Annotated in this window: 14 protein-coding genes and 1 tRNA gene; 9 read left to right on the forward strand and 6 right to left on the reverse strand. The window is 44.8% G+C overall.

Going from position 1 to position 19256, the window contains the following annotated elements:
* Window positions 1–332 precede the first annotated feature (332 nt).
* Complete coding sequence (locus NST45_RS02720; RefSeq protein WP_141118624.1) at window positions 333–1562, forward strand: exosporium glycoprotein BclB-related protein; 1230 nt, start codon at window positions 333–335, stop codon at window positions 1560–1562.
* Window positions 1563–1635: 73 nt separating this feature from the next.
* Here the strand turns inward: NST45_RS02720 and NST45_RS02725 are convergent, their stop codons facing one another.
* From NST45_RS02725 to NST45_RS02745, 5 genes are all read right to left on the reverse strand, one after another.
* Window positions 1636–4980 carry a DEAD/DEAH box helicase gene (locus NST45_RS02725; RefSeq protein ID WP_076142517.1) on the reverse strand — a complete coding sequence of 1115 codons (3345 nt, stop codon included), beginning with the start codon at window positions 4978–4980 and terminating at the stop codon, window positions 1636–1638.
* 81 nt (window positions 4981–5061) lie between these two features.
* Window positions 5062–5751 carry a TetR/AcrR family transcriptional regulator gene (locus NST45_RS02730; protein ID WP_038573072.1) on the reverse strand — a complete coding sequence of 230 codons (690 nt, stop codon included), beginning with the start codon at window positions 5749–5751 and terminating at the stop codon, window positions 5062–5064.
* Between the two features lie 57 nt (window positions 5752–5808).
* The gene (locus NST45_RS02735) at window positions 5809–6858 is read right to left on the reverse strand and encodes an ABC transporter permease (RefSeq protein ID WP_076142519.1); all 1050 of its coding nucleotides are present in this window, start codon (window positions 6856–6858) and stop codon (window positions 5809–5811) included.
* Complete coding sequence (locus NST45_RS02740; RefSeq protein WP_076106008.1) at window positions 6855–7586, reverse strand: ABC transporter ATP-binding protein; 732 nt, start codon at window positions 7584–7586, stop codon at window positions 6855–6857. The genes NST45_RS02735 and NST45_RS02740 overlap by 4 nt, the downstream gene beginning before the upstream one ends.
* Before the next feature lie 522 nt (window positions 7587–8108).
* Window positions 8109–8480, reverse strand: coding sequence for a hypothetical protein (locus NST45_RS02745; RefSeq protein WP_076142520.1), 372 nt, complete (start codon window positions 8478–8480; stop codon window positions 8109–8111).
* A 630-nt stretch (window positions 8481–9110) separates the two neighbouring features.
* Between NST45_RS02745 and NST45_RS02750 the strand changes: the two genes are divergently transcribed.
* The 4 genes from NST45_RS02750 (at window position 9111) to pstA (ending at window position 13370) form a co-directional block, all read left to right on the forward strand.
* Window positions 9111–10547 (forward strand): stalk domain-containing protein, encoded by a 1437-nt coding sequence (locus NST45_RS02750; RefSeq protein WP_339824829.1) that lies wholly within the window; start codon window positions 9111–9113, stop codon window positions 10545–10547.
* Between the two features lie 54 nt (window positions 10548–10601).
* A complete protein-coding gene (locus NST45_RS02755; protein ID WP_038573065.1) occupies window positions 10602–11462 on the forward strand; it encodes a phosphate ABC transporter substrate-binding protein in 861 nt (286 codons plus the stop codon).
* An 82-nt stretch (window positions 11463–11544) separates the two neighbouring features.
* Complete coding sequence (gene pstC, locus NST45_RS02760; RefSeq protein ID WP_036685038.1) at window positions 11545–12492, forward strand: phosphate ABC transporter permease subunit PstC; 948 nt, start codon at window positions 11545–11547, stop codon at window positions 12490–12492.
* Window positions 12489–13370: a phosphate ABC transporter permease PstA gene (pstA, locus tag NST45_RS02765; protein WP_036685040.1), complete on the forward strand. Its 882-nt coding sequence runs from the start codon at window positions 12489–12491 to the stop codon at window positions 13368–13370. Before pstC ends, pstA begins: the two co-directional genes overlap by 4 nt.
* A gap of 960 nt (window positions 13371–14330) precedes the next feature.
* Here pstA and NST45_RS02770 read toward each other — a convergent pair.
* Window positions 14331–14404, reverse strand: a tRNA-Arg gene (locus NST45_RS02770).
* Window positions 14405–14683: 279 nt separating this feature from the next.
* Between NST45_RS02770 and NST45_RS02775 the strand changes: the two genes are divergently transcribed.
* From NST45_RS02775 to clpX, 4 genes are all read left to right on the forward strand, one after another.
* A complete protein-coding gene (locus tag NST45_RS02775) occupies window positions 14684–15529 on the forward strand; it encodes a hypothetical protein (protein ID WP_256715929.1) in 846 nt (281 codons plus the stop codon).
* Between the two features lie 98 nt (window positions 15530–15627).
* On the forward strand, window positions 15628–16962 hold the full coding sequence (tig, locus tag NST45_RS02780; protein ID WP_036685045.1) for a trigger factor: 1335 nt from the start codon (window positions 15628–15630) through the stop codon (window positions 16960–16962).
* A 386-nt stretch (window positions 16963–17348) separates the two neighbouring features.
* A complete protein-coding gene (clpP, locus tag NST45_RS02785; RefSeq protein WP_036685049.1) occupies window positions 17349–17939 on the forward strand; it encodes an ATP-dependent Clp endopeptidase proteolytic subunit ClpP in 591 nt (196 codons plus the stop codon).
* Window positions 17940–17951: 12 nt separating this feature from the next.
* On the forward strand, window positions 17952–19208 hold the full coding sequence (gene clpX, locus NST45_RS02790; RefSeq protein ID WP_036685052.1) for an ATP-dependent protease ATP-binding subunit ClpX: 1257 nt from the start codon (window positions 17952–17954) through the stop codon (window positions 19206–19208).
* Window positions 19209–19256 lie beyond the last annotated feature (48 nt).

Consider the following 19256-nt stretch of genomic DNA (forward strand, 5'->3'; position numbering starts at 1 on the left):
AGTTGACTAGAGCGATGCTTATTAGGTTCTTCTTCTATTAATCCATTACGGATTTTCAGATTGCTATAATGTATCAAATATGTGTAACAGTAGTTTTTAAATGGATGTCCACACCTTAATTCGAAATAAGAATAATACTATAAAGAGCCAAAAATTATGAACTAATTTTATAGGATCATAGATTATCAACCTAGAGTAGGTGGGAGGAATGATTATAGATAGAATCATATTTTATACAGAACTATTGAGGAGGATTTTGTTCGGTTGGTTTGATTTTCGCAATTCAAATAATAAGCGTATTTTAAAATTCATAAAAAATGAGGTGTTGAAAATTGAGTCAACTATCTACTGGTCCTATAGAAAATAATCTGGTAGGCGGTGTAAGACCTACTCAGCTTGTTACTCTTAAAATTGTCAATCAGAGTGATGATACTCCGTCAACGGTTCAAGTCGAAGGCTATTATATGAATGGGACAAGAACTTTATATGTAAGTGAACAGGTTAATTTAGCTCCTAATCAAGTGGTTAATAGGGATTATTATGCAAACTTTGATTCATTTGAATTTCTATTCACAACACCTATTACGATTGATGATCCCATTCAAATTTCAGTTTGGGGGAAGAGCAGCACAGGTCAATTAGTGACTGCTCATCGCCTTGTCTACTCTGAATTATATGGAGAATATATAGGAATTACAGGTGCTACTGGAGCTACTGGAGCTACAGGAAGCGTTGGTGCAACGGGAGCGACAGGAGGTACTGGCGTAACCGGAGCCACAGGTGCTGGAGCCACGGGAGCGACAGGAGCTGCTGGAGCAACGGGAGCCACAGGAGCGACAGGAACTGCTGGAGCCACAGGAGCAACAGGAACTGCTGGCGTAACTGGAGCAACAGGAACTGCGGGAGCCACAGGAGCAACAGGAACTGCTGGAGCCACAGGAGCAACAGGAACTGCTGGCGTAACTGGAGCAACAGGAACTGCTGGAGCCACAGGAGCAACAGGAACTGCTGGAGCCACAGGAGCAACAGGAACTGCTGGCGCAGGCGCAATCATTCCATATTCTTCTGGACTTCCAGTTGCTATGACCACTGTATTAGGGGGTCTTTTGAATACTTCAAGTGCAGTTGGTTTTGGTAGCAGTGCGACCAATATCAGTATTACAGGCGGTACTATAGATCTTACTGGAGCGGCTGGAACCTTGCTGAACTTTGCGTTCTCGGTTCCTAGAACAGGAACGCTTACGTCTATGGCAGCCTATTTCAGTGCGACATCTTCCGTTAGTTTGGTGGGTTCTACGGTAACAATCACGGCTCAATTATACAGATCTACTACACCTAACAATACCTTCACAGCAGTACCTGGGGCTTTAGTTACGTTAAGTCCTCCGCTTACAGGATTAATTGCTCTTGGAACTATTAGCAGTGGTAATACCACAGGCTTAAGCATTCCTGTAACTGTGGGAGAACGCTTGTTGTTGGTCTTCACTTCGACGGTCACGGCTGGCATTGACGTTGCAACTACTGTTGCTGGCTACGCTAGTGCAGGAGTTACAATTGCATAATCTGAAGAAAAGGGATATCCCGATAGTCATAGAGGCTGTGGGATATCCCTGATTTTTTCTCAAACATTGTTATTTAGATCATCAGAATCTCCCGGATGTCTTGCTCTGTGAGGGTAGACAAGCTTTCTTGACCTGGCTGGATGACCTCATCGATCAAGTTCTTTTTCTTCTGCTGCAGCTCATACATCTTGTCCTCTACGGTGCCTTGGGTGACGAGACGAATTACTTGTACTACATTTTTCTGTCCGATCCGGTGAGCCCGATCTGCTGCTTGCTGCTCGACGGCAGGGTTCCACCATAAATCGTAAAGGATTACAGTATCTGCCCCAGTTAAGTTGAGCCCGGTCCCGCCGGCCTTTAAGGAGATTAAGAAAATATCCCGCTCTCCTTCATTAAATTTATTACATAAATCTACTCGTTGAGAAACAGGCGTTTGACCATCTAAATAAAAGTATGGAATGCCCTGATATCCTAGTTCACGCCCAATCAGGCCCAGCATCTCTGTGAATTGTGAGAATACTAACATACGTTTACCCGAACTGCGACATTCTTCTATGATTTCGAGCAGCTGCTCGAATTTAGCAGAGCTTCCTTCATATCCATCGACAAAAAGAGCAGGGTGGCAGCACAACTGGCGCAGACGAGTTAGTCCCGCCAGAACTTTGATCCGATTATTATTGCCGAAACTATCTTGGGTCAAATGCTTAAGCGCCTCTTTTTTCAAACGGGCAAGATAAGCTACATATAACTTTTTTTGCTCCGGCAGCAGTTCACATGCTTGTACGGACTCAATTTTGTCCGGAAGTTCCTTTAACACATCACTCTTTAAGCGCCGCAGCAAAAAGGGACGCGCCCGCTTCGCAACCGTTTCTCTTGGTAAATCGTGAAAAGCTTTTTTGCCTGGAAATAACCCAGGGAACACGGTGCCGAAAATGGACCATAAATCTTCCAACGCATTCTCCACAGGAGTACCCGTAAGTGCAAAACGGTGCCGGGCTTGAAGCGCCATTACAGCTTGGGCTGTCTGTGTAGTATGGTTTTTTATAGTTTGTGCTTCATCGAGAATCAGGGTATGAAAAGACTTTTTGGCATACAACTGAACATCTCTGCGGAGCAACGGATAAGAGGTGATGATTACATCAGCTTTTGCTGTATTTTTTAAAATCCGCCCGCGCTCAATTAGACTACCGTCTGCAATGACAGCTTTGATCTCTGGCGTGAATTTTTTAAGCTCATTAAGCCAGTTATAAGTGAGAGACGCAGGAGCGACAATTAGGGCAGGCAGCCCATTCTGGCGGATCTCTGGAAGTTCTGACAGTAGAAAAGCGATACTTTGCAGCGTTTTGCCTAACCCCATATCATCCGCCAAAATACCACCAAAACGGTAATGGGCCAACGTCTTCAGCCACTGAAACCCATACTGTTGATAATCCCTTAGCACAGGAACCAGACTGTCAGGTATAGGGAAATCAAGATTCTCCGGATTCCGCATGTTCGCAAGTAACCTTTTAAAGGATCTGCCCAGCTTAATGGAGTCACTCTTAGCATCCGTGGAGGTCAAATGTAACCCACGAACAACGGGCAGAGAAAACTCCACCCCTTTGATCTCACCTTCACGGATGCCTACATCATTCATAAAGGTAATGATTTCTTGAAGCTCCTCGCTCTCCAGCGGTAGCAGGGCTCCATCAGGCAAGCGGTAGTATCTGCGTTTTTCCTGCAGGGATTTCAGAACCATAACAATCTCAGCTTCTGGAATCCCGCCCATATCGAATTTAAAATCAAGCCAGTCCGTCTTTTCATTCCAACTAATGCTCACCTTTGGGGGTGTAGTGCTCGTGAACAGTCTTGCTTTGACTGCGGAGGTCGCATAAACCGAAAGTAGCGGTTCCAGCAGCGGAATGGTATGGTACAAAAAATCGTATTCGCCCTCTTCGTCTGTCATAATAAATCCGCCTTCGGTTTTAGCGAAAGATTCGTGCTCCATCAGCTCCAGAATACGAGCTTCTCCCTCCCCGTCTCGCAAAAGAATCAAACTCGTCCCGCGAACATGGGCTTTTTCATCTAAAGGATTGATCACAATGTCACCATATTGGAATTCTAGTCCGGCGAGCAGCCGATCTCTCACACGATCCAGATAAAGCCTCGCGATAAGCCTATGTTGGACAATCCGATCCGCAATGGAGTCGGCGATATGGACGTTGCCCAGCTTTTTCAGACCAGGAATAACCTTGTCCATAAAAGACTCCATTTGCTCGGGGGCAATATCGATACCATTTCGGCGGGAGGAATCCAGCATTTTTTTCATTTCAGCAAGGCGTATACATTCTTGAGGGGATAGCTTCAGCAACTTACCTTCAGATAGTACAATCCCGTAATCTTCTAAGACCGAAATCTGCTCAAGTCCTTGAATATCCAGATGATATCCATCCTCTTCCGCCTGTTCAAACTCAAAGCTGAGTGGAGGCGCCTCATTAGACACGTAAATGCCTTCGTATAGCACCTCTTCTTGTTGCAAAAATACCGACGAGACCTCTGAAAGCGCAGGTTGAAGCGACTCCCAGAAAAAAGGAGGGACGGCCAGCAACCGATCTCCCCCAATACTCCCCCCATAAGGTGAGTAAGGAGTGACGTTATCGCGGTACATTTTTTCATTTAATACAATATCAATCAGCTTCTGTAGAACAACATTATCTTCCTTCCGGAAGCTGTAAATGGCAGGATCATAGATAAAATGTTTCGTGAACTCAAAGGATTCTCCGCGGTGTACACTTTCTAGAAATCCCCTTATTTTCTGAACAATATATAGACGTTTTGGACCGACTTTCATTTCTATACCCAGCATGGTGTGGCTGTAACTATAAGTGAACGGCTTGCATGTAAACTCTATATTTAGAGGAAGTCTGTTATCTACAAAAGCCCCCGTACCGCTAGGACGCGGTGTATGGTTGCTGAACATCCCCAGCAGGCTGCTTACGAGCTGTTGATCTCTGGACTTTCCCCCGTTGTCTTGCGCAGTATCAGTAAAAATACGTGGGGTTAGAATCTCAGTATCTTCTATAGAAGACAGGTGCGAAGCTCCGGTAAGCTCTGAACGATCTCGGCCAGTTTTAAGGGCGTCAACGTTGATCAGCACAGCCGCGATATGTTTACAGAATGGCCCCCCATGGGAGTAGGCTGGACAATTACACTCTGCCTGGACATCCCCATCAATATCAATGACCACCATAACTTCATAGTCGATCGCCCCCTGAACAATGGCTTCATATCGAGAGCGGGGCAAATCTGGAATGGAGACATTGTATTCTTCAACTTCAATTATATCGACACTTTCAGTTTGGTAATAAGCTAATCCTTTTTCAAAAATAGACTTGCCGCACAGCAGTTTGATAACCCGTTCTGATACACTAAAGCCCATAACATAATTCCTTTCTCATAACTTGATCTCGAAAAGTCCGAATTTAATATAGTACTTATGATAACAGAACGGGCGTGCGCATCAAATAGGGGGTGTTGCTTTACTTATTCCATGCATGATAAAAGCGATCGTCAGGTTGATTTCTTCCTCGTCATTCCAGTCCTTATCTGGCTGCAGCAGCAAGCGATTCATCAAATAACCTACGACAGACGAGAGTGTGAAGCGTATAAGTGTGGGTGTAGGCACCTCGATGATTTCACCCTTTTCTTTAAAATGTTCAACAATATCAATCACGCGCTCCAGTATTTTGCTAAGAATATTCTCTACAAACTGAGCTCTAACTGTTGGCTGAAAAGGAATCTCCTGAATAAGAATCTTAAGAATTTTAAAATTCTTGCGGGCGAAATCCAGCCGATTGATCATAAATGCCCTCAGGAACTCTTCGAAGCTGTCGTAGGGCATATCGAGCACGCCGTTGAAATTCCGCAGCACAAAAGGCGCAAGCATGCGACTCATGGTAGGACCTACTATGGCAAGCAGCAGATCATTTTTAGTCTTGTAATAGCGAAAAATCGTTCCCTCCGCCACGCCCGCTTTCTGAGAAATTTCACTCGTTGAAGTCGCAGAGTATCCTTTTTCGGAAAATACCTCAATCGCCGCTTGTAGAATAGAAATCTGCTTCGGTGTCAGTTTCTCGTCTTTGCCAAGGGTCAGCAGCTCTTCTATCCACTGCTCTTCTATATTTTGTTCCGTAGAAACTTGCTCTTTCATTACAATAACCCTCCATGCTTGATTCATTTTGTTTCAATGATAATAGCTTTTGTGAAATTACATTTTGCGATGTTTGCGCAGTGCCAATACATTCAGCAGCATAAATAGCAGCGAAAATCCTATTAGTACATAGACATCCAGTGCAATTGCGCTCCATCCTTTGCCACGGACCATAATGTCCATCAGAGCTTCTGATCCGTAATAGATCGGTGTAGCGAGGCCAACGCGCTGGAGCCACAGTGGAAGGGTATCGAGCGGGAATAATCCACTGAGGAAGATTTGTGGCACTATAATGAGCGGAATGAACTGAATCATCTGCAACTCATTGGCTGCAAAAGCCGACAGCAGTGTGCCCAACGTCAGCGCTGTCATCGATAGGAGTAATGTGATCAGCAATACGTAACCAAAGCTGCCTGTCATCATAATGCCAAGAATCTGTATGGAATACCATGAGATCAATAGCGCCTGAAAAACGGTAAATATGCCGAAACCACATACATACCCGAGCACAATCTCCCATCTTTTTAATGGAGTCGAAAGTAGGCGTTCAAGAGTGCCTGTGGTTCGTTCCCTTAAGAAGGATACACCTGCAATCAAGAATACGAAAAAGAAAACAAATACGCCAATCATAATGGGACCGAAACGGTCGATCGTCTTCATATTCTCAGAACCGTAAAGATAGCTGATCTGCGGCTGTAATTGTTCCTTTGTGCTTGGAAGAAGCTTCTGGGAGATTTGTTGCAGCGTCATGATTACTGCCTTGTTGGCTGTAGGGTTGCTACCTTCTAGCAGCACTTGAGGCGTAACTTGCGAATCTCCGGCGGTTCCGTTCAAAGTGATCAAAGCGTCAATTTTTCCTTCTACTAAAGCGCCTTTTCCCAGCTCTGCGATGGCATATTCTTTGATGGTGGCATTTTGTTCTTTTAACGCAGCTGACATATTTAGAGGTACACCGGACACACCGATTTTTAGTTCATAGGCGTCACCATTGAAGACCAAGCTCATTAAGCTTAGAACGAGGAGTGGTGCAATGAACATTAATGCCATCGTTCTTTTGTCATGAATAAATTGCCGCAAAATCCTTAAGGTGATCGCTCGGATTCTCATGAACGCACACCTCCATAATATAAAAAGGCTTCTTCAATAGAAGCTGAACCGGTGGCTTGCAGTAGTCCGGCAGGCGTGTCGGCGGCAAGTAGCTTGCCATCACGGATCATTCCGAGCCGGTCACATTTTTCAGCCTCATCCATGACATGCGTGGTCAGCACAATAGTGGTGCCTTTCTGGTTCAGCGCTTTTAGTTCCTTCCAGATGGATAGCCGCAGCACCGGATCTATGCCAACTGTAGGCTCATCAAGAATAAGCAACGGCGGTTCATGCAGCAGCGCGATCGCCAATGATAAGCGGCGTTTCATCCCGCCGGAGTATTGGTCTACTCTTTTTCGCAAATGATCTTGTAAATTAACGATCTCCATTACGGCTGTGATGCGTTTGGAGCGTTGCTCCCCCTTTAGTCCATATAGCGCTGCAAAAAACTCCAGATTCTCCTTCGCGCTAAGCTCCGTGTATAAGGCATCAGACTGGGCCATATATCCAATCTGTTGCAGCATAGTCAGCTTAGGCATCGTAACGCCAAGTATCTTCACCTCGCCGGAGGTTACCTCATGGATACCTGTAAGCAGCTTCACTAATGTTGTTTTTCCTGAGCCGGATGGCCCTAGTATGCCAAAGGTTTCCGCACGTTCCACTTGAAGCGAAATATCCTCGAGCACCTGTTTCTCTCCAAACGCTTTCCCGACATGGCTCACTGAAATAACTGGAACCTCTGAACCCATGTTTATCTCCTCGATTCTGAATGTTCTGGGATACTTGCTTGAGTTGAAGATGTTGCTGATAAGGTGGTGGTGATGGTGATGGTGATGGTGATGGTGATGGTGATGAAGGTGTAGAAGGTGTAGAAGGTGTTGAGATATTCCTGAATTATACTGCTCTGTACACTCTGATTAGATAATGAGTGAGTACTCACTCATTATCTTGCGTCAAAAGTTAGGAATTGTAAACCATATATTTTATACAAATGTATCCCACAGTATTAGCTTAATCCCAATTGAGGTTTGTTAATTCAACTTGTCCTTTTACTATGTATATAGAGATGATTTGAATGAAAGGCAAAAGTGCCACTAAAAAGCGTCAGTCCGCCTAAACTAGGTAATAGAAAGGCATAAATGCCCTTAAATGGCGTCGATCCACTTAAATCAGCTAAAAGAAAGGCATAAATGCCTCAAAATAACACGGGTTTACCTAAACCAGACAAAAGAAGGGCATAAATGCCACTAAATAAGGATGGTCTAAATAAATCAAGCAAAAGAACGGTATAAATCCCGTACAGTGAGCTCAATTTCGCTAAGGTATAAATCCCGTACAATGAGCTCAATCCCGATGAAGTTAGCAAAAGAAAGGTATAAATCCCGTACAATGAGCTCAACCCCGCTAAAGTTAGCAAAAGAACGGTATAAATCCCGTACAATGAGCTCAATCCCGCTAAAGTTAGTAAAAGAACGGTATAAATCCCGTACAATGAGCTCAATCTCGCTAAAATGAGTAAAAGAACGGTATAAATCCCGCACAATGAGCTCAATCCGACTGAAGTCAGTTAAAGAACGGTATAAATCCCGTACAATGAGCCCAATCCCGCTAAAGTTAGCAAAAGAACGGTATAAATCCCGCACAATGAGCCCAATCCTACTGAAGTTAGCAAAAGAACGGTATAAATCCCGCACAATGTACCCAATCTAGCAAAAGATAGCAAAAGAGCGGTATAAATCCCGTACGATGAGCTCAATCCCGCTAAAATCAGCAAAAGAACGGTATAAATCCCGTACAATCAGCCGAATCTCCTACGATGATCCTTACGCAGAATGCGCCACAACAGACCAGTTAGTTTTTAAATTGTAAGCAGCAGCCACATAACAAGCTTCCCCCACGCACCCAAGCGACCTCCGCAATATACTCCACGTGGCCCAGCGACCTCCTCAATAAGCTTCCCCCACACTCCAAGCGAACTCCGCAATATACTCCACCCGCCCACCTCAGCAACAAGTTCCCTCCACGCGCCTGCAATATCAAATTTGTCCCTACGTCACCCCAAGATCCCAAACAATTCTCCAACTAAATAAGGCAGCCACACCGAGCACCTTTTTACGAAAAGAGGCTGTTTTTGCTGCTTAGTTCATTTGGTTACCTGGTTTTTTAAAAAAAGAATACTAGTTAATATTTCCATTACATTCCTCTGCAACAGAATTGACAATTGTAGACGAAAATGACATTAGCAGTTACCTATACGAAAAGGGTGAATCTAATTGAAAAACAGTAAATGGATTAGCGCAACGTTGGCTTCAGCACTTCTTGCAACAGTAGGCGTTGGAAGTGTATCTGCAGCTAGCACCGGCAGTAATGTAAAATCTGTAGCTACCAATCAAGTCGCTGCTGCAACAGCAGTTAAAGAAGGTACAACTACTTGGAATGTAAACGGAACGCCGATTGTGTTTAACACCATTAACAGCAGTGGTTACAAGCTTTACTCGCTGACTCAGGTAGCTGGAGAAATTGGGGCTAAGGTAGTACTGGGAACAAGCGGGTTTGAACTTAACGACAGCAAAGGACTACATAATGTGCAACTCAAAACAGGCTCAAAGAGCTATCAAGTAGATGGTAATTCCGAATCGTTCACAGTGGCTCCAGTGTTTTATAACGGTAAAACCTATGTAGAGCTTACTAAGTTAGTTACTGCATTAGGTGGAGAGCTGGACGCTGATGTTAGCACGATTTTGAGCTTTGCACGTCCTGAAGGTTTGTTTGATACTTTGCACTGGACGGCAGCTGGCAACCTGATTGCGAACAAAAGTGATGCTGAAACTACTCAGCTTATCAAATTCAGTACAGAACCAGGTAACTATGAAGTGTTTTCGTCAAATGACAGTGCAGTGGACTTTGCAGTATCGCCGGATCAGCAGTGGGGAGCTTTTAATGATGAGAAAGGTTTGCTGAATCTGATTAACTTGTCTAGCGGAGCTGTTAAAACACTAGGCACCGACAATAGTGTGAAGACAGATCTGGTTTGGTCCAAAGATGGGAAAAGCATTTATTTCATCCAAGGAGACAAGCAAGAAAAAATCGCTAAAATCTCAGTAGAGACTGGTGATGTTAAATCCGTGCTGGCTGACAAGGTTGAGAATAAATCCGAACTGCGTATTTCTGCTGACGAAAAAAGCGCCGTTTATATCGTTAATTTGACGGGTGTTGCTAAAAATGATGCAGACAGCACAGAAGATTCTCTTACGGTTGACTTTAGCTCGGCAGGAGAGCAGCTTTACAAGCTTGATTTGGCTACAAAAGATGCTAAACCAGCTGCACTAACAACTACAGCAGATAACAAGCTTTACCCAGAGATTTTGGCTGATGGAAATGTGGCATACCTGAGCGCAGATGCAGACGGCAATGCGAAGAATACCCTGAAGCTTGTAAAAGCGGACGCAACCAGCACTAATATTGCACTTGATATCGAAGTGAATTGGTCCACTGGCGTAAGCAATGGTTTGGTAGTGGCAGGTACTACGGCAGACGGAAGCACAGTGATCTATTCTATCGATGGTAGTGGTGCAAAGACCGAACTGTTCCGTACGGCTGAAGATGTATCTGAAGTATCTGTATCTAAAGACGGAAGCAAGCTTGCGATTGTGAGCGGCGACAGCGTATGGGTTATCCAAGGCGGTAAAGGGCTGCAACTGACTAAATAATTATTATTTCAAACATATTTTAACGGCCTAGAGCCGAGAGGAGAAAATAGTACAATGAAAATCTTCAAGAAATTAACAGTAACGGCTTTAACAGCCGTAATCGCGGTAACCGCATCTTTTGCAGGGATTGCAGCAGCAGCAGATTCACTTAGTGGCAAAATCACCGTTAACGGTTCGACCGCACTTCTTCCATTGACGTTGCAAGCGGCAAAAGAATTCCAAAAGCTGCATCCTAAAGTGAAAATCGCAGCATCTGGTAAAGGCTCTGTAACTGGACCACAAGCTGTAAAAAAAGGCATCGCTGATATCGGCGCTTGCGACTGGGATGCTAGCATCGACGTACCAGGTTTCAAAGCTTTTGACGGACAGGTAGCAAACAAAGTGGCTGTCATTCCTTTTGCCACGATCGTGAACAAAAATGTGGGTGTAGATAACCTTACAACAGAACAGCTTAAAGGTATTTTCGCTGGTAAAATCACCAACTGGAAAGAAGTAGGCGGCGCAGATGCAGATATCGTTGTCATCACTCGCTCATTCGGTTCTGGTACCCGCGTTAACTATCAGGCTAAAGCTTTGGATGGCGGAGATATCGTTAAAAAAGCTAAGAACTACAAAGAAACAGGTTCATCCGGCGACATGAAAACAGCAGTAGGAACTACTCCTAACTCCATCGGTTATATCGACCTTGTTTATGTAAGTGGCGACGTAAAAGCAGTGAAACACAACGGTATCGCAGCTACTACAGACAACGTAATTAACGGTTCTTATAAGATTTGGGCTTATGGTTACTACATGACTAAAGGCCAGCCTACTGGCGCAACTAAAGAATTTATCGAATACGTACAAAGCAAAAAGTTCCAACAAGGTTCTCTGAAAAAGCTTAAATTCATTCCGATCGCAGCAATGAAGGGTTAATAACATCTGAAGATCATATTGAATGGTAACAGCGGCCAGCCCCGATTTTGATACGGGGTTGGCCGCTTACAGGAGGGAAAGTATGGGGGCACCAGTCCACAACCTGGCAACTAAGGTTAAGGAGGGCGTTACAGAAGTTAGCGCCAACTCCAAACGTCACAGTAGACATATGTTTAGCAACCGATTATTCCGCTTTTATTTCTTATTCAGCATTCTTGCACTTTGTTTCGTGCTTGGACTTGTAATCCTATTTATCGGCAAAACGGCGCTGCTTCTGTTTGGTCATCTCTCGCCTGCGGACTTTTTCTTTTCGTTTAACTGGACGCCTGAAGAGGACTCCTTTGGGGCTGCTGCCTTCATTGTAAATACACTTTCACTGACAGCTTTGACCCTGCTGATCGCAGTTCCTATTTCGGTAGGCATGGCCGTTCTCTGTGCGGAGATTGCTCCGAAGTGGATGAAGACCTTCATTCGCCCGGTGCTCGATTTGCTCGTTGGTATTCCTTCTATAGTATATGGTTATTTAGGCTTAACGGTATTACTTCCTTTCCTGCGTAGAGTTAGTGGGGAGAGCTTGGGTGATGGTTTGCTGGCTGCGGCCCTCGTACTCGCATTAATGGTCCTGCCAACGATTTGTCGAATCAGTGATGATGCTATTGTCGCTGTTCCACGCAAATATCGGGATGCTGCGTACGCTCTTGGATCTACCCGTCTGCAAGTCATTATGCGTGTTGTTTTGCCTGCGGCTAGCAGAGGGATTATCTCTGCAGTCATCCTCGGGATGACTCGTGCTGTGGGGGAGACAATGGCTGTAGTTATGGTTATCGGAAACACACCACAGTTGGCGAAAACCTTATTTACACCTGCTTCGGTCTTGACTAGTAACATCGTTATGCAAATCTCGAATGTAGAGTTTGAGTCAACCTGGAATTATGCCCTACATATGATGGCCTTTCTTCTGCTGGTGATTTCCTTTGTACTGATTCTGATCATCCGCGTGCTGGGTAGAAAAAGGAGGGATGCAGCGTGAACGGATTCGCAAGTACAAAGCATACAGCGCGTGCTCAGAGACGCAATAAGCTCGCGACTATTGGGTTTTATACGCTTGGGGCTTTAGTCATGCTGCTAATCTTCTGGCTGCTCTTCACGATTCTTAGTAAAGGTCTGCCAGCGCTGCGGCCTGATTTCCTGATCAAACAGCCTGAAGAGATTGACGTTGGTGGCGGGATCGGTCCTGTACTTTTCAACTCTTTTTATATTTTGTTCATCTCGCTGCTTATTTCCGTCCCTATCGGTTTAGGAGCGGGGATTTATATGGCGGAATACGCTCCGGATAATGCTTTTACAGGTGGCCTGCGTATATGTGTAGAGGCGCTCTCTTCGGTTCCCTCGATTGTATTCGGTATGCTTGGTCTTGCGATATTTGCTGAATATTTTGGGATCGGTCTGACGATTCTTGGCGGTGGGGTAAGCTTGGCGCTTTTGAATCTGCCTATGCTTGCACGTGTGACGGAGGAAGCGGTCCGTGCTGTTCCTGGGGAGATGCGCGAAGCTGGATATGCACTGGGCATGACTAAATTCCACGTGATCCGCACAGTTGTCCTACCCGTTGCAATGTCTGCCATTGTTACTGGGATTTGTCTCGTTGCTGGACGCGCCTTCGGGGAGTCTGCGGTTATTATCCTTACCGCTGGTCTCAGTACCTCGGGCGAAATGTGGGACTTTAATCTGTTCTCGCCGGGAGAAACCCTGGCCGTACACCTTTGGTATGTACAATCTGAGGCAATTGTAGAAGATGCGCGGCAAATCGCTGACAAATCAGCGGCAGTACTAGTATTTGTAGTTTTGTTTATTAACTTTGCTTTCCGTTTTCCGCTCTGGCTTGGAAATCGCCGCAAAGGGCGCTGATTCGCTTATAAAGGAAGAACATGCATAAAAAACTGTCTCTCGGCGGAAGAAAACGCCGTGAACAGTTTTTTTATTCTCGATTAAATAAGCAGGATAGTCTCATCCTTCGATAATATTGCTAATGCGCGTGTCTTTTGAGTAATTAGATTGGCCACGCTTATAGAGAGCTAAAAATGTTCCCATATTTAAAAATCAGAAATGGGAATGTGAAGATTAATATTCGATGAGTAGTGAGTAGTGAGTAATGAGTAATGAGTAATGAGTAATGATTGGTGGATGGTGAGTAATAAGTGATGAGTAGTGGTGATAAGAGTGGTTTTTAATTGCACTTTATGCACTTATTTTTGATGGTGATAGGTTTGTTTGGGTTTAATTGTACTTTGTGCAGTTAAAAATGGTGAAAAGACCATTCTAGGCGTAAATCTGAGAATATAAGTGTATGAAATGCAATTAAAGCGATTTTTGGAGGTAAAAGGGTACTTTTAGTTGCAGAAAATGCAATTAGATAGCATGTAGCTGCGTTTCTCCGGAAAAGCAGCCGTAATGTTCTAATGCGGCGGGGTATGATGTGGTACTGACTCATAGAAACTGATCATCGATTGCTAAGCTTCACAGAACCCTGAGCCCCAATGAGTTCTAAGTGTGACCAAGTCCGAGCGAGCATCAAAAGTTAAGCTCCATCGACTCATAGCCCGACGAGGCCCAGGTTTTCACCAAATTCTAAGTTTCGAATGCTAAGCTTTATCGGACCCTGAGCTCCGACGAGGCTAAGTTTTCATCAGGTTCTGAGCTTCGAATCCAAGCTCCATTAATCTCTGAAACTCGGGTAATCCAGAGCCGCGAATCTTAAGCTCAGTCGTTCAGTCGTCTATTCGTCCCAGTAGTGACTCCCTGAGCTCCGCCCAACCCTTCCCCTGAAAATAGAAACAGCCTTCCCGAAGGAAGGCTGTTTCTATATGACGTCCCGGAAGGGATTCGAACCCCCGACCGTGCGCTTAGAAGGCGCATGCTCTATCCAGCTGAGCTACCGGGACATGGTTGCTGGCAGAAAAGCAAGCAGGAATTATCATATCATATGGGATGATCTTTTTCAAGCTGTTTTTTAAAAAGAGTACGGGGTATGCTATAATCTACAATTATTAAGTTTCGGAAGAAGCTTAAGGTATTAATAACTTTTATAATGGTTAGGATTCCATTCACATAAGTAGACATAAGGAGGTGCCCTCATTAAACATTCGGATTCCCCCGCCACCAAAGAGAATATCGTCCTGTTCCCCAAGACACTGGACTATTATCAAATCCAGCTGACGGTGATGCTGGAAAGTGAACGCTACGGGGAAGCGATGGAGCTGCTTCGTTTTTTGCTGCAGTGTCAAGGACAGGAAGAGCGAAATTACGAGGAATGGCGGTCCCTGCTGGAATGGCTCGAAACGGCATTTCCTTACGCGTCCCAGAATGGAGATGCGGAGGGAACTGTTCACCCCGAAGACGAAGATTTAAGGGAAGAGGATATGGCCCGCTTTTTGGCCAAATCCAAAATGAACGAGGATGCGGGGTATCCCAAAAAGCTGCTGCAGCGGGTGATGAATGAACCTCTGTCTGAGGCGACAATACTTGCACTAGAGCAGCTATCCTATCTGGAAGGTGGCGGCGTTGACGAGGAGCTGACCACTTGGTTGCAGGGGGATAATGTTCATCCACTGCTGCAATTTCGGACCTTGCAGACGCTTAAGCGGCGTGGGATGCAGGGAACAGTGAAGCTGATTCGCGGACATGAAACGGTACTCGTAGAGATCGAGAGCGTGCCACTGCAGACGGAGGATTTTCCTCCGGAGGTGAGTCATGTGCTGGAGCGGGTAGCCGAGCAGGCAGAGGTGCATGAGCCTACGCTGTATTATTTTGCACAAGAGCTCTGGGGTCAGTTCATCATGTCGATTTATGGGTCGGACGAATATCGGAAATTGCTGGAAGGCGAAGACGTTTTGCTGGATATTTGGGCAGGAGCTTTGCACCAATTTGTTTCTGAAAGTTTAAACGGCTCCCGACAAGAGGAAGAGACACGTGGAATGTATGGCATCACAGACGGCATGCGCTTTCAATTTGAGGGAGCTTATCGTGCTCTCAAGGGTTTTGTAAAGACTTCTCTACTTGATAAATAAAGTAATGTTGTATATAATATAATGGTTATTCTGTGCGTGGATTGTATCATTATTTGAAGTAAACTTGTGAACCTATATTTTGGAGGGAAAAGTATAATATGAAAGCAACATGGGAAAAAATAGAGAAGAACCTTGGAGTTCTTGAAGTAGAAGTAGACGCAGAACGCGTAACAGCAGCACTTGATAAAGCTTTTAACAAAGTCGTTAAAAAAGCTAACGTACCAGGCTTCCGTAAAGGTAAAGTACCTCGGCCGATCTTTGAATCCCGTTTTGGTGTAGAAAGCTTGTACCAAGATGCAATCGACATTCTTCTTCCTGAAGCTTACGGTGAAGCAGTTGAACAAACTGACATCTTCCCTGTAGACCGTCCTGAAGTTGATATTGAGCAATTTGCTAAAGGTCAATCCTTTATCTTCAAAGCGAAGATCACGGTTAAACCTGAAGTGAAGCTCGGCGATTACAAAGGTCTGGAAGTTCCAGTACAAAAAGCTGAAGTGACTGAAGAAGAGTTGAGTGCTGAACTTGCTCGTCTGCAAGAACGTCATGCTGAGCTTGTAGTAGTTGAAGAAGAAGCAGCAGCTAACGGCGACATCGCTGTAATCGATTTTGACGGATATGTAGATGATGTACCGTTTGAAGGCGGAAAAGCTGAACGTCACTCTCTTGAGCTTGGCAGCAACTCCTTCATTCCTGGATTCGAAGAGCAAGTGGTAGGAATGGCTACTGGAGATTTCAAAGATGTTGAAGTTACTTTCCCTGATGAATACCATGCAGAGAACCTTGCGGGTAAAAAAGCAGTATTCAAAGTGAAGCTGCACGAAATCAAACGCAAACAACTTCCTGCACTCGATGATGAGTTCGCTAAAGATGTAAGTGAATTCGAAACTTTGGATGAGTACAAAGCAGATCTGAAAGCTCAGCTCGAATCCCGTAAAGAGGAAGAACTGAAAGGCCTTCGTGAGAATGCAGTTGTTGATAAAGCAGCAGCTAACGCTGAAGTTGAAATCCCTGAAGCTATGATCAACAGTGAAGTTGAGAACATGGTTCGTGACTTCGACACTCGTCTTCGTCAACAAGGCATGAACATGGATATGTTCCTTAGCTTCTCCGGCCAAACTCGTGAAGACTTGCAGAACCAAATGAAAGGCGATGCTGAAAAACGCGTTCGCAACAACCTGGTATTGGAAGTTATCGCAAAACAAGAGAACATTGAAGTTTCCGAAGAAGAAGTTAACGAAGAGTTGGCTACTATGGCTGAAGCTTACAAACGTACTCCAGAAGAAATCCGCAGCATCTTGGCAGCTAACGGTTCACTGGGCAGCTTGAGCGAAGAGCTTTCGTTGCGTAAAACCATTGATTTCCTTGTTAGCAATAGTGTAGAAGTTGAAGCAGTAGAAGAAGCACCAGCTGCTGAAGACACTAAAGCTGAGTAGGATATTTTAAAATTATAAGAAGGTATAAGTTTCACTTTATACTTTATTCTTATAATTCTCGCATAAACGCTTACCGTCCTCAAAAGGACGCCGAAGGCGTTTTAGCTTGACACTACCTAGAACGGCCAAGTTACACGGCCTCCATACAGATATGATAAGGCACGTAAGTTTCGTTACGTGCCTTATTTTTATCCTCGGCCGCAAATATATGTGACTACATAGGTATCCGTATGAACGTATGGCAATAAGGTAATAGGGGTAGTAACGTCACAATTCACAAGCAGCAGACAGTCGACTGTAGTGAAAAAATGACATCGCGCCTTGAACGTGTTAAAATATTTCTGAAACGATAAGACTAATCTGTACAGAGAAAAGAGGTTGGTGGCATGAGTCTGGTACCAATGGTTGTGGAATCAACAAGTCGTGGAGAACGTTCATACGATATCTATTCCAGATTGCTCAAGGATCGCATCATTTTCTTAAGCAGTGCGATTGACGATGATGTCGCCAATCTGGTTATTGCTCAATTGCTGTTTTTGGCAGCAGATGATCCCGAGAAGGACATTCACTTGTACCTCAACTCACCCGGTGGTTCAGTAACAGCCGGCATGGGTATATACGATACGATGCAATATATCAAACCGGATGTTTCAACCATTTGTGTAGGGATGGCAGCAAGCATGGGATCGCTCCTTCTAACAGCTGGGGCTCCGGGCAAAAGATATGCGCTGACCAACAGCGAAGTTATGATTCATCAACCGCTCGGCGGTGTTCAGGGTCAAGCGTCTGATATTTGGATTCACACTGACTGGATCCTTAAGACGAAACAGAAGCTGAATCAAATCTATGTAGATCGCACAGGTCAGCCCCTTGAAAAAATCGAACGGGACACAGACCGCGATAACTTCATGAGCGCGGAAGAAGCCAAGGAATACGGGCTTATTGACCAAGTTCTTTCTTCACCGATGAAATCTTAAAGGGGTGGTTAGATGTTTAAATTTAATGATGAAAAAGGGCAATTGAAATGTTCTTTTTGCGGTAAATCACAAGAGCAGGTTCGTAAGCTTGTAGCAGGACCGGGCGTTTATATATGTGACGAATGTATCGAGCTTTGCACGGAAATTGTGGAAGAAGAGCTCGGTCATGAGGAAGAGCTTGATCTGAAGGATATTCCAAAACCAAAGGAAATTCGCGATATTTTGGATCAATATGTAATCGGTCAAGAGCAAGCGAAGAAATCTCTTTCTGTAGCGGTATATAACCACTACAAGCGTGTGAACAGCCAAAGCAAGATCGAAGATGTTGAACTGACGAAGAGTAATATCCTTTTGCTTGGTCCAACAGGTTCTGGTAAAACCTTGTTAGCACAAACGATGGCGAAGATTATCAACGTTCCTTTTGCTATTGCAGACGCTACTTCCCTGACGGAAGCTGGTTATGTCGGCGAGGATGTTGAGAACATTCTGCTCAAACTCATTCAAGCTGCAGATTACGATGTGGAGAAAGCCGAACGCGGCATTATCTATATTGATGAAATTGATAAAGTAGCACGTAAATCCGAGAATCCGTCCATAACTCGTGACGTTTCCGGCGAAGGTGTACAGCAGGCGCTTCTGAAGATTCTGGAAGGAACTGTTGCTTCTGTGCCTCCGCAGGGCGGACGTAAGCACCCTCACCAGGAGTTTATTCAGATCGACACGACGAACATCCTGTTCATCGTTGGCGGTGCCTTTGACGGTCTGGAGCAAATGATTAAACGCCGTATCGGTAAAAAAATCATTGGCTTCAACGCAGCAGTTGAAGGACAAAAGGATCTAAAGCCTGGCGAATATTTGTCGATGGTATTGCCTGAAGATTTGCTCAAATTCGGTCTTATTCCTGAATTTGTAGGCCGTCTGCCAGTCATCTCGACTTTAGAGCCGCTTGATGAGAATACGCTTGTCCGTATCCTTTCCGAGCCTAAAAATGCTCTCACTAAGCAATATATCAAGCTACTGGAAATGGACAACGTAGCGTTGAAATTCGAACCATTGGCACTCGAAGCAATTGCCAAGGAAGCGATCAAACGTAATACGGGAGCCCGTGGACTGCGCGCGATTATTGAGAGCATCATGCTCGATGTGATGTATGAAGTTCCTTCACGCGATGATATTAAAGATTGTGTGATCACGGAACAGGTCGTTCAGGAGAAAGCTTTGCCTGAGCTCAACCTTAAGAAAGACAAGAAGAAAGAGGAAAGCGCGTAAGCCGCTTTTCCTTAACAATACATGTCACAGTCTCCACCTTTCTTCCGC

It is taken from the genome of Paenibacillus sp. FSL R7-0163, from assembly GCF_037969975.1.
GTDB classification, from domain to species: Bacteria; Bacillota; Bacilli; order Paenibacillales; family Paenibacillaceae; genus Paenibacillus_AQ; species Paenibacillus_AQ odorifer.

Excerpts from the sequence above, each read along its gene's own strand:
- NST45_RS02725 (WP_076142517.1), bottom strand. The coding sequence starts at position 4,980 with ATGGGCTTTAGTGTATCAGAACGGGTTATCAAACTGCTGTGCGGCAAG.
- NST45_RS02730 (WP_038573072.1), bottom strand. The coding sequence starts at position 5,751 with ATGAAAGAGCAAGTTTCTACGGAACAAAATATAGAAGAGCAGTGGATA.
- NST45_RS02735 (WP_076142519.1), bottom strand. The coding sequence starts at position 6,858 with ATGAGAATCCGAGCGATCACCTTAAGGATTTTGCGGCAATTTATTCAT.
- NST45_RS02740 (WP_076106008.1), bottom strand. The coding sequence starts at position 7,586 with ATGGGTTCAGAGGTTCCAGTTATTTCAGTGAGCCATGTCGGGAAAGCG.
- NST45_RS02755 (WP_038573065.1), top strand. The coding sequence starts at position 10,602 with ATGAAAATCTTCAAGAAATTAACAGTAACGGCTTTAACAGCCGTAATC.
- pstC (WP_036685038.1), top strand. The coding sequence starts at position 11,545 with ATGGGGGCACCAGTCCACAACCTGGCAACTAAGGTTAAGGAGGGCGTT.
- NST45_RS02775 (WP_256715929.1), top strand. The coding sequence starts at position 14,684 with ATGCTGGAAAGTGAACGCTACGGGGAAGCGATGGAGCTGCTTCGTTTT.
- tig (WP_036685045.1), top strand. The coding sequence starts at position 15,628 with ATGAAAGCAACATGGGAAAAAATAGAGAAGAACCTTGGAGTTCTTGAA.
- clpP (WP_036685049.1), top strand. The coding sequence starts at position 17,349 with ATGAGTCTGGTACCAATGGTTGTGGAATCAACAAGTCGTGGAGAACGT.
- clpX (WP_036685052.1), top strand. The coding sequence starts at position 17,952 with ATGTTTAAATTTAATGATGAAAAAGGGCAATTGAAATGTTCTTTTTGC.